Origin of the sequence: uncultured Limosilactobacillus sp. (assembly GCF_934202235.1) — a bacterium.
GTDB lineage: Bacteria > Bacillota > Bacilli > Lactobacillales > Lactobacillaceae > Limosilactobacillus.
Genome location: NZ_CAKPXS010000052.1, coordinates 1 through 11,359, shown reverse-complemented (window position 1 = coordinate 11,359; position 11,359 = coordinate 1). Strand labels below are relative to the sequence as shown.

Here is an 11,359-nt window from a genome sequence, read left to right as displayed (position 1 = left end):
TGACCCCAGTAGAATACCGAAATCATGCCTTAGCAGCTTAATTGTCTAATTTTGTCTAACTTTTTTCTTGCACTTCATGCGAAGTGATTCGCACCCGGTCTTTTTTGTTAGCGTTGAGCGGAGTGTTTGGCGACCCACCACCAGCTTGCTAAGCTGACGAGGGAAATAACCAGACTAATGGTGAAGAATGGCGGACGGTAGCGGAAACTGACTTGGTGGTGGCCAACTGGGATTGGCACGGCGATAAACATCCCGGCGGCAGTTTTGGTCTCAACAGGTTGCCCGTCGACCTTTACTTGCCAGCCAGCTTCACTCGGGATGGTGGTCATCAAAATGTCCTGCGAATTCTTAATTGTGACGGTCCCAGTGATTTTAGCTGGTGAGACGCTTGTCAGGTGCAGCGGACTTTGCTGCAGCTGCTTTAGTGAACGATCAAAGGCCCGTTGACTGAGGCGGTAGAGACTGACATTCTGACACCAGAGGGCGGCGTGTTTCAGTTTAATAGTTACCCGGATATGTTGGCCACGGTCATGAGCGGCCACGTTGGTAACTATTGTGTTCCGGAAATTAGGGTACTGACTAAGCCGGTGACCGTTGAGATAAATTGTAGCATTATCCTTAAGCTCATCACCGAGCGTCAGGTAGTACGAGTCGTTAGTTGTTGGAATAATGTGTAGGGTGATGCTGGCGTCTTTGAGCGGGTTGAGGCGGCGAAAAATTGTCCCGGTAATTTTGTGGGCAGGCTGAACGTTCTCGAAGGTGACGTGATCAAAGTTTTGAACGGTAAACAGCGGCGCGGATTTGTTGGCCATTGCCTGAAAAAGTTGTGACTGGTACATGACCGGGTCGGCGGTTGTCTGTACCAGGTGCAAGATTTGCCGGTTAGCGGCAAAAGCGATGGGCAGGGTTTTCTTGTTTTGCCAAATATTTACCAGCCCACTGCGGCCAACCTTGGTCATTTGCCGTAGGTCAGGGCGGTTGCTCGTTAACGGGAGAATCTGCACCTGGTCTTGCTGGCCACCATGCCGAGCACTCATGAAGTAGCGAAAATCGAGGAAGGCGTCAGTAACCTGGGTCCCATTGCTATAGGTAACAAAGCCATCGCCTTCCGGCTGACCAATTGCTGCCATGAAATTTGGGGTGGCCGATTTGAGGGTTGAACCAAAGTGGTCACCACTATTGAAGCCCCCCTGGAAGGGATCATCCTTTGTCCGCTGGAAGGTCTTGCCAACCCGGTAAAAATCATGCCGGCCCTGGGGTAGTTTGGCAGCGGCCCGATCCAGTTGCTGGGTGTACTGGCCAAATTGCCACTGCGGGACATACGACAGGTTATTCAGGCAAAGGGTGGCATTCGTCCCCATGTCGAGGCAGACAATTAACAGCATAATGCCGTCTACCACTAGTTGGTATTCACGGTGGGGTAACGACAACCACAAGAGGCTGGCCGCTAACAAGCCAATCCCCATCAACAACTGTGGTTTGCTCAGGTAGTTGACCTGTTTTAAGTGTGTGAATAACCAGCCGTTAATCCCCAGAAAAAGGGGGACCAGCCAGCAGGCATCCTGCCACCGTAGTCGGTAATCACTGGTGAGCGTTTGCGCTGCCAGCCAGATCAGCCAGAAACTAGCCAGGTATGAGAAGCGTGAGGGGTACCAGACGGGGAACTGTCCGAGGTGCCAAACTAAGTCGAGTGGCTGCCAACAAAAGGACAGCGCGAAGAAAGCAGAGATCAGCAGAGCGACCAGTCTACTTTGCCAGCGTTGGTGGTGGTTAGTGAAGAACAGCAGGGCGCCAATGGTCGTAATCATTCCCACATAAATGTTGGCTTGGCCAGTTGGCATTTGGCCAAAGGTAAAGGAACCCGGGACAAATTTAGCCAGTAGTTTCCATGGCTTGTATTCAAAGACCAGGTGCCACTTGTTTTCCGTGTAAGTCCCCTTACTGGCGAGTAATGTCACCATTGTCGGAATGAGGACTACTGCAGCATTGGCTGCACTCCAGCAGGAAACGCCAATGTACGTGGAAAGACGCTTGAGAACGGTTTTCCAGGGAAGCGGCTGGCTAGCTATGTGCCAACCCGTAAAAAGCAGGGTGAAGAGGCCCACCATCCACGCCATGTAATAGTTATCAATGAGGGCCAAGGTCAGCCACGCTAGGTATTGCCACGGTCGCTTACCAGCGAGAATGTTAATCAGGCCGTTGATAATGGGCGGCAGGAGAAACAGGACGTCAAGCCACAGTAAGTTGAGCTGGTTGGCGATCATCCACCCCATCAAGGAGTAAGAAACGGCAAAGGCGACAGCCCGCAGGCCCGACTGCAGGCGTTGCTTTTGCAGGAGCCAAGCCATGCTTAAGCCGGCACAGCCATATTTCAACAAGGTCAGAATGAGAATGCCGCTGGCAATGTGTTGTCCCGGGAAGAAGAGGAGGATCAGATTGAGCGGGCTCCAGAGATAGTAGGCGTTAGTTCCCCACATTTCACCGCCTAATCCCTTAGCAAAAGAGTAGAAAAAACTAGTCGGGTGGTGAAGGAGGGCGCGCCGAAAGTAGGCAAAAAAGTCGACGTACTGTTGCCCCAGGTCAACAGTTAAAATGGTACTTTTGCCAAAGGGGGCCATCGAACGCGTCGCAAAGTAGCCGCCCATAATCAGGACGGGGAGGCAAAAGGCGGCGATCAGGGACATCGCCTGTTGATGTTTTTTGATTTGGTTTAACACGTTGGGATACTCCTTTGCTTGTTTCAACAGCCCATTATAAACTATCTGTGGTTAAATTTCGTTAAATTGTGGCGGTGGTTATTTCATTGAACGGCAGATAAGCGTATTATCAACTAGTCAGTGGGCGTCATTTTTGTGACGTTCGGCTCTAACTTTGGTACAATAGTAGCTACTATGGCTAAGGAGAATTAGTGAAGTGGATTTCATGAAGCGGTTGAAGGCCTGGCTAAAAGGGCCCCGTGGTGATCACCAACGGCAAGCACACAAGTCAATTATTGGTTCACGGCTGAACTTTCTGCTGTGGGCGGTGGGAATCCTCTTGTTGCTGTTAGCGGCAAGGCTTTTTAACTTGCAGGTGTTGAATAGCGGGTCTTATAAGGCGGAAGTCAAACGGTCAGACACTTCCATTCAAACAAATAACGTGCAGCGGGGGATGATTTATGATTCCCGGGGCAAGGTCCTGGTTGGTAACGAAGCTCACCAGGCGATTACTTACACCAAGGGACCTAACGTGAGCACGGATGATATCTACCGTATTGCTAACCGGCTAGGAAAGTACGTTAGTGTTCCTGATAACCGGCTGACCAAGCGGAATGAAATGGACTACTACCTGGCTGATAAGAACAATCTTAAAGAAGTCGAAAAGCACGTCCACGTTCCTAAGAACTCGACGGATAGTGATGCGACGTACAATGCGGCGCTGGACTACCTTGCCAAGCACCCATCAGTCTATAAGTTAACCGCTGCTCAGAAAAACAAGGCTAAAATTTACGCGGCGATGAGTGGGGCCTACTCCCTGTCGACGACTTATATTAAGGAAAACCACGTTACTGCCCGTGAACTGGCGCGCGTTGGCGAACACTTGAATGAGATGCCAGGGGTGAAAATTGGTAAGTCCTGGTCACGAAACTACCCGCAGGGGAAGGACATTCAAAGTTTGACCGGGACGGTAACGACCACCAAGACGGGGTTGCCAAGTGATTCGGTTAACAGCTTGCTGTCCCAGGGTTATTCCCGGAACGATTCCGTTGGTCGTTCCTACCTGGAAAAGGAATACCAGGCAACACTGGCCGGTTCCAAGTCGCAAACGGAAGTAACCACTTCTGGCGGTGATGTCACGAAGGAAGTGACCAAGTACGCTGGTAAAAAGGGTTCTAACCTCGTGCTGTCCATTAACGCAGAATTACAAAAGCAGGTTCAAAGTATTATTGAAAAGAACTATTCGGCGGCGGGGATCAGCTATTCGACCGGTTGCTATGCCGTCGTGATGAATCCGCACACTGGAGCAGTCCTGGCAATGGCCGGGATTGATCGAAACCCAGATACGGGAAAGATCACGACCGACCAAATCGGGGCGATTAATCACCCGATTGTTATGGGGTCCGTGGTTAAGGGTGCCACCATTATGGGTGGACTGATGAGCGGGGTAATTTCGCCGACGAATAACACCCTGACTGACCAGCCAATTAAGTTAGCCGGGACGAGTGTCAAGGCTTCCTGGTTCAACAAGTCCGGCAGTGCTTCGATGGCAATTAGTGCTCCAGTGGCGCTGGAAGTATCGTCAAACTCGTACATGATGCAGTTGGCAATGAAGGAAGCTGGCTTTAAGTACTCGCCTGGCGAAGCGCTGACGATGTCGACGAAGGCCTTTACCAAGTTGCGTTATTACTTCAACATGTTTGGCCTCGGCCAGAAGACGGGAATTGACCTGCCAGGTGAAGTGAGTGGTTTTAAGGGACCATCAACTCAATCACACATTGGTTCAGCTCTTGACTTATCATACGGGAACTACGATGCCTACACCGTTATTCAATTAGCGCAATATATGTCAACAATTGCCAACGGTGGTTACCGGATGAAGCCTTACGTGGTTCAGCAAATTCGCGGAACGAACAAGAACGGTCAGCTGGGCAAGGTGGAATACACGGCAAGCCCACAGGTTCAACAAGTTATTCCAGCAAGCAAGGAAGACTTTGACGTGATCCACCAAGGACTTTACCTGGTTACCCACGGTAGCAGCCCCTATGTTACTGCTAAGAAGCTGGGCGACGCCAAGCCGTCGATTTCCGGGAAGACCGGGACGGCCGAAACCTTCTACAAGAAGACACCAACCAGCACGATCAGTTTTGCTGGGTACTCGCCATCTGATGACCCGCAAGTGGTGGTGGCCCTGGCGATCCCGGACGTCACCAACGAAAACGGTGGGGCTAACATCAACATGGCGCGGCAGATCTTTGAAGCTTACTGGAAGACTGTTCAGAGTCCCAAGAAGTATGAATAAGCCGTCACTTGTCAAAGCAGGCTGATAATGATATAGTAAACAGGCTAGCTTTTCGAAAAGCATTATCAATTTATGAAAGTTTGGAGGTTGCAACCATGCGTGTGAACATTACTCTAGAGTGCACTTCATGCCACGAACGGACTTACTTGACTAGCAAGAACCGTCGTCACAATCCTGACCGGCTCGAACTGAACAAGTACTGCCCACGTGAGCGTAAGGTGACCCTGCACCGCGAAACCAAGTAATTGGTTACCAACGGTTGGGGACAACCAGAGAGCCGTTTGGCAATTCGTTGGAATTGCTAAGCGGCTTCTTTTGTCTGTTAATGATGGGGAGGAATCACAATGACCTATTCGAAAAAAGAATTGCGGCAGGCGTTTATTTCTCGCTTACGGCAAATGGATTTACAAACTAAGAAGAAGCAGGAAGCCGCGCTCCGCGAACAACTATACATTCTGCCAGAATGGACCAGTGCTAAGGTGATCGCGACGACATTGAGCATGTCGTTTGAGCTTGATACCCAGCCACTAATTATTCATGCCCAACATAAGGGCAAAGAAGTGGTTGTGCCCCGGGTCACTGGTAAGCGGCAAATGGAATTTGTCCGGTTAACCGAGCAAACCCAGTTTCACCAGAGTACCTTTGGGGTACTCGAGCCGGTCGGCGATGAGGTTGTCAGCCTCGACCAAGTTGATTTAATGGTGGTTCCCGGCGTAGCTTTTACCAAGTCCGGCAAACGGCTGGGCTTTGGTGGCGGCTTTTACGACACCTGTCTAGCCAGTTTTCAGCAGCCAACAGTCTCGCTGGCGCTGCGCCCGCAGTTGGCAGCAGAAGACGAGTGGCAGAGTGAACCCCATGATCAACGGGTTGACCGGGTGCTGGTGGTTGGTGATCACCAATGAACTTTTCCTGGCGGAAAGCACCGGTAACGACATTTATTATCGCTGCCTGTGTGATCACTTTTGTCCTCATGACCTTAGCTGGTGGTTCCACCGACACCAGGGTGTTACTGTCGTTTGGGGCCAATAACGGGACACTAGTTCGTGCTGGCCAGTACTGGCGGTTACTCGCTGCTGGCTTCTTGCATATTGGCTTTAGTCACCTGTTGATCAACTGCCTGACCCTTTATTTTATTGGGTTTTATGATGAAGCCTTGCTTGGTCACTGGCGGGTAGCTGTGATTTTTCTGATCAGCACTATTTATGGTAATTTGCTGAGTATCGTAACGTCGCCCAATATAGTTGGTGCGGGGGCCAGCACGGGTATTTTTGGCCTCTTTGGTGCTTTTATCATGTTGGGAATTATTTTTCGGGATAACCCTGCACTGCGCGCAGTCGGGCGGCAGTTTATTATCCTAGTAGTGTTTAACCTGATAGTTGATGTTTTTATGCCCGGGGTGGATTTGGCAGGACACCTTGGTGGACTATTAGCTGGCTTTCTAACGGCGTCGGTCATCGGGGCACCACGAGTTGGAAAAATAGGCTTGATTAAGCGTTTTCTCAGTGGCATTATATTAGTTATAATCATCGGCTTAGCTGCCAGAATGGGGTTGCAATAATGATCGATAATAATCAGCATTTGCGGACTTATTATGATGTTTTGCAATTACTGAAAAAGTTTGATGTGTACATCTACGTTGGTCGACGCTTGTATGACATTGAGCTGGCCGCGCTAGAGGTCGACCACCTAGCGCAAGCGGGGGTGATTGACCAGCCGACCTACCTACAAGCAAAGGTGGTTTTGCGGGCTGAGCACCACCGGCAGGAAGTAGCCGACAGAAAAAAGCACAGAAGGGGTAATTTGAATTATGGGCAAAAAGTTAATTGGGGTTGACCTTGGCGGGACAACTATTAAGTTTGCTATTCTCACAGCTGAGGGTGAAATTCAACAGAAGTGGTCGGTGCGGACCAACGTCTTAGATGACGGTTCACACATCGTTCCAGACATTATTGAATCGATCAACCACCACATTGACCTCTACAAAATGCGGCGGGAAGACTTTATCGGCATTGGTATGGGGACACCCGGGACAGTTGACCGTCAAAAGGGGACCGTCATCGGCGCTTACAACCTTGGCTGGAAGACTCTTCAACCGGTTAAAGAACAGATTGAAAAGGGAACAGGCTTACCGTTCTCACTGGACAATGATGCCAACGTGGCGGCCCTTGGTGAACAATGGAGGGGTGCCGGCGACGAAGGTGATGACGTTGCCTTTATCACGCTGGGAACCGGTGTTGGTGGTGGTGTCATCACTAACGGGGAAATGGTTCACGGTTTCGGCGGCGCTGGTGGTGAAATTGGCCACATTAACGTGGAACCAAACGGTTACCTGTGTACGTGTGGTAATCATGGCTGTCTAGAGCAGTATGCTTCTGCCACCGGGATTGTTCACGTCGCTGAAGACAAAGCGGAACAATACGAAGGCGATAGCCAGTTGAAGGCGATGATTGACAACGGTGATCAGGTCACCGCCAAGGCCGTCTTTGACCTGGCCAAGGAACATGATTACCTGGCCAACATGGTGGTTGACGACGTTTGTCGTTACCTGGGAATTGCCTGTGCCAACGTTTCCAATATTTTGAACCCCCAATACCTCGTTATCGGTGGCGGGGTTTCTGCGGCAGGTGAGTTTTTACTAGACCGGGTAAAGAAGTCATTTTTGAAGTACGCCTTCCCAACCGTTCGGACATCGACTCAGCTGAAGTTAGCTAAACTAGGCAATGATGCCGGAGTTATTGGTGCGGCATCGCTGGCAAGAAAATTTATTTAAACAAGATGGAGGAAAGAGACATTGGTTTTAGGATCAGTCACTAGCGTTATTACAAATATTTGTTGGATTATCATCGCTTTTGCCATTGTGTGGGCTGTCACCTGGGCGGTTAACCGTTACCGGATGCACCACTACGCAACGGTGCTTGATGAAGAGGAATTTCAAGCGGGAATGCGCAAGGCACAGGTGATCGACGTGCGATCAGCTGCTGACTTCAAGAAGGGCCATATTCTGGGAGCACGGAGCTTGCCATACGCTTTCTTGCGCCAACAGTATGGCGAAATTCGGCCTGACCTGCCGGTTTACCTGTATGATGCCGGTACTTCGGTTTCCGCCCAGGCAGCAAAATTTCTCTCAAAGAAGGGCTTCCAAAAGCTTTACATCTTGAATGGTGGTTTCCTGAACTGGCAGGGTAAAACCAAGAAGGATAAGTACGCCGACTAATCAGTGGGGTAAAAATAAAGATCTCTAGCGTTCGTCTGCCGAATACTAGAGATCTTTTCTTGTTTATGAGACACTATCACAACGATGTGACAGTGCCCGCTGGTTGTAATGTTAGTTTAAGCTTTAGCCCTGGTGAGCTGACCGGCCCTTACGGATGGCTGCCCGCCGGTTTTCATCAAAGCGTTCTTCTTGTTCTTCAACGGGCTTGATCACATTTTGGTGGAAGGCAAACACGCCACTAGCAACAGCAGTCAGCGTGGCAAACGTTCCCAGGAAAAAGCCCTTTGCAAATTTACCCATAGATATAACCTCCTTTGGTCTTTATCTATATTATGATAGATTATGATTAATTTTACAATGTTAACGGTTAAATGTTTTAAAAGCGGGTGATACGATGAAAAAAGTGATTGCAATTGTGGGGCCGACCGCGGTTGGCAAAACGGCACTGTCCATCCGGTTGGCGAAGAGGATCAATGGTGAAGTTATCTCAGGAGATTCCATGCAGGTATACCGCCACTTGGACATTGCAACCGCCAAGGTGACGCCGGAAGAACAGGCAGGGGTTCCCCACCACCTGATCAATATTCGTAACGTGGACCAGCGGTTCTCGGCAGCCGACTTCCAGTTGCTGGCAGGGAACCAGATTAACGAAATTACGCAACGTCAGCATGTCCCACTGGTCGTTGGCGGAACGGGCTTTTATGTTTCAGCCCTCGTTAATAACTTACCATTGGGGGGTGACCACTTTGATGAACAGTCACGCCAGTTGCGTCAACGCTGGGAAGAGGTTGCCCAGCAAGCGGGGAAGCGGACGGTTTGGCAACAACTAGCACAAAAAGACCCGGTCGCTGCCCAGCAAATCCCGGTGAATAACGTTCGTCGGGTGATCCGGGCGTTAGAAGTTATCCAGACAACTGGTCAGCTCTTTTCGCAACAACCCGAACGTCAGCCCATTGCTGACTTTTTGCTGATTGCGTTGAATACCGACCGCCACGTTCTTTACCAGCGGATTAACCAGCGGGTTGACCAGATGGTGGCCGCGGGTCTCGTTGAGGAAGCACGGTGGCTTTATGACGCTGGTGGTGAAAAATTTCAATCAGGGAAGGGCATTGGTTACCGTGAGCTCTTTCCTTATTTTCGTGGTGAATGTGACCTGGCGACGGCGATTAACCAGGTTAAGCTGGATTCACGTCACTATGCCAAGCGCCAGCTCACTTGGTTCCGTAACAAGCTGCCGGTGCACTGGTTTGACCTGGTCAGCGGTAAAGATAGCGTTGAAGATATCGAAGATTTTGCCCGGGAGTGGTTAACAAAGTAAACTTGCAACCGCTTGCGAACTGCACTGGTAACAAAACTACCGTTGCCAATTGACTTTTAAAAACGATGTTGCTAATCTCAATAGCAGTGAATAGTTCAAGTCAGCCGGACAAACCAGTGGCTTGTTCGCATTGAATTAGGAGCTTGTTGGTCATAAGACACGAATAGTAAGTTGGATGATGATTGAACAATGCTGCGAAGGGAAGGTTCAATAATGTCAAAACACGTATATACCAAGAGTGAAGTTCACCAGCTGGTCAAGGATGAAAACGTGCATTTCCTCCGGCTGATGTTTTCAGACTTGTTAGGAACGATGAAGAGCGTTGACATCCCAGTCAGTCAACTGGATAAGTTGCTGGATAACAAGATCATGTTTGATGGCTCCTCAATCGATGGTTTCGTCCGGATTGAAGAAAGCGATATGTACCTCTATCCTGACAACTCAACCTGGTTAGTATTCCCGTGGGGGGCAGAGCACGGCAAAGTGGCACGGGTTATCTGTAGCGTTCACAAGACGGACGGGACGCCGTTTGCTGGTGACCCGCGGAATGTCCTTAAGCAGCAAATTAAGAAGATGACTGATGCTGGCTTTACCAGTTTCAACATCGGGCCTGAACCAGAATTCTTCCTCTTTAAGACCGATGAACATGGGGAACCAACTTTTGACGTCAATGACCAGGAAAGCTATTTCGATATGGAACCGGCTGACAGTGGTGAGGATTGTCGTCGCGACATTGTCCTTATCCTGGAAAAGATGGGCTTTAGCGTGGAGGCTAGCCACCACGAAGTTGCCCCTGGCCAGCATGAAATCGACTTTAAGTACGCGGATGCCCTGGAAGCAGCTGACAATATTCAAACCTTCAAGTTTGTCGTCAAGACGATTGCTAAACAACATGGTCTCCACGCTACCTTCATGCCCAAACCACTGTCCGGGATCAACGGTTCAGGGATGCACATGAACATGTCCCTCTTTGACCAGCAAGGGAAGAATGCCTTTTATGATGCTGATGATAAAATGCAATTGTCAGCCACTGCTTATCACTTCCTGGCTGGCCTGCTGAAGCACGTCCGCAGCTTGACGGCCGTTTGCAACCCGATCGTTAACTCCTACAAGCGCTTGGTTCCGGGATATGAGGCCCCGGTTTACGTCGCTTGGTCAGCATCGAACCGGTCACCACTGGTCCGGATCCCAAGTGACCGCGGGATGGGAACTCGTCTGGAACTACGATCGGTTGACCCATCAGCTAACCCGTACTTAGCAACGGCAACGATCCTCGCGGCTGGTCTCGATGGTTTGGCAAACAAGCTGACGCCAATGCCAAGCGTCGACGAAAACATTTACCAAATGAGCGAAGAAGAACGTCAGGAAAAGGGAATCGACAACTTACCAGACACCCTACATAATGCTTTGAAAGACCTGAAGGCTGATTCAGTCGTCCGTGACGCCCTTGGAGAACACCTTTTCGCTAGTTTCTATGAGGCCAAGACTCGCGAGTATGACACTTACCGCCAGCAAGTTTCTGACTGGGAACGGACAAAGTACATGTCACAGTATTGACTTTGAGTTCTTGTGTTGCCCGTTATTGTTGATATGACGGCGTTTGTTAGCTATAAAAAATAAGCCGTTGCAACATTTGTGCAACAAACTTACATCAAATTGAGTTTGTTAGCTAATTGCTACTCGGCTTTTTTGTTACGTGCAGATAAATTTTACAAATGATTTTTAATGGTAGTCAGAGGATTTGAAGGCAACAAAACATACTAACCTGTAGATGGATTGTAGTTCGACGGAACTACAATTCGTCTTTTTCATTTATTATGGAGAAGAGG

The 11,359-nt window shown here is 49.7% G+C and carries 11 protein-coding genes; 9 read left to right on the top strand and 2 right to left on the bottom strand.

Annotated features, from left to right (window positions below; all coding sequences use genetic code 11):
• Positions 1–107 precede the first annotated feature (107 nt).
• Complete coding sequence (locus Q0E49_RS07195; RefSeq protein WP_295747504.1) at positions 108–2,684, bottom strand: YfhO family protein; 2,577 nt, start codon at positions 2,682–2,684, stop codon at positions 108–110.
• A gap of 238 nt (positions 2,685–2,922) precedes the next feature.
• On the opposite strand from Q0E49_RS07195, the gene Q0E49_RS07190 reads away from it, so the two are divergent.
• The 7 genes from Q0E49_RS07190 (at position 2,923) to Q0E49_RS07160 (ending at position 8,212) form a co-directional block, all read left to right on the top strand.
• Entirely contained in the window at positions 2,923–4,998 is a 2,076-nt protein-coding gene (locus Q0E49_RS07190) for a penicillin-binding protein 2 (protein WP_295747502.1), read from the top strand.
• A 95-nt stretch (positions 4,999–5,093) separates the two neighbouring features.
• Complete coding sequence (rpmG, locus tag Q0E49_RS07185; protein WP_047768829.1) at positions 5,094–5,243, top strand: 50S ribosomal protein L33; 150 nt, start codon at positions 5,094–5,096, stop codon at positions 5,241–5,243.
• Positions 5,244–5,342: 99 nt separating this feature from the next.
• Complete coding sequence (locus Q0E49_RS07180; protein ID WP_295747499.1) at positions 5,343–5,900, top strand: 5-formyltetrahydrofolate cyclo-ligase; 558 nt, start codon at positions 5,343–5,345, stop codon at positions 5,898–5,900.
• A complete protein-coding gene (locus Q0E49_RS07175; RefSeq protein ID WP_295747497.1) occupies positions 5,897–6,556 on the top strand; it encodes a rhomboid family intramembrane serine protease in 660 nt (219 codons plus the stop codon). The genes Q0E49_RS07180 and Q0E49_RS07175 overlap by 4 nt, the downstream gene beginning before the upstream one ends.
• Entirely contained in the window at positions 6,556–6,831 is a 276-nt protein-coding gene (locus Q0E49_RS07170) for a YqgQ family protein (RefSeq protein WP_295747495.1), read from the top strand. Before Q0E49_RS07175 ends, Q0E49_RS07170 begins: the two co-directional genes overlap by 1 nt.
• Complete coding sequence (locus Q0E49_RS07165; protein WP_295747493.1) at positions 6,806–7,768, top strand: ROK family glucokinase; 963 nt, start codon at positions 6,806–6,808, stop codon at positions 7,766–7,768. The genes Q0E49_RS07170 and Q0E49_RS07165 overlap by 26 nt, the downstream gene beginning before the upstream one ends.
• Before the next feature lie 21 nt (positions 7,769–7,789).
• Positions 7,790–8,212 (top strand): rhodanese-like domain-containing protein, encoded by a 423-nt coding sequence (locus tag Q0E49_RS07160; protein WP_295747491.1) that lies wholly within the window; start codon positions 7,790–7,792, stop codon positions 8,210–8,212.
• 123 nt (positions 8,213–8,335) lie between these two features.
• Here the strand turns inward: Q0E49_RS07160 and Q0E49_RS07155 are convergent, their stop codons facing one another.
• Positions 8,336–8,512: a DUF3042 family protein gene (locus Q0E49_RS07155; protein ID WP_102278838.1), complete on the bottom strand. Its 177-nt coding sequence runs from the start codon at positions 8,510–8,512 to the stop codon at positions 8,336–8,338.
• A gap of 94 nt (positions 8,513–8,606) precedes the next feature.
• Between Q0E49_RS07155 and miaA the strand changes: the two genes are divergently transcribed.
• Together miaA and glnA are read left to right on the top strand one after the other, a co-directional pair.
• Entirely contained in the window at positions 8,607–9,530 is a 924-nt protein-coding gene (gene miaA, locus Q0E49_RS07150) for a tRNA (adenosine(37)-N6)-dimethylallyltransferase MiaA (protein ID WP_295747488.1), read from the top strand.
• Between the two features lie 213 nt (positions 9,531–9,743).
• Positions 9,744–11,087, top strand: coding sequence for a type I glutamate--ammonia ligase (gene glnA, locus Q0E49_RS07145; RefSeq protein WP_295747486.1), 1,344 nt, complete (start codon positions 9,744–9,746; stop codon positions 11,085–11,087).
• The last annotated feature ends 272 nt before the right edge of the window (positions 11,088–11,359 follow it).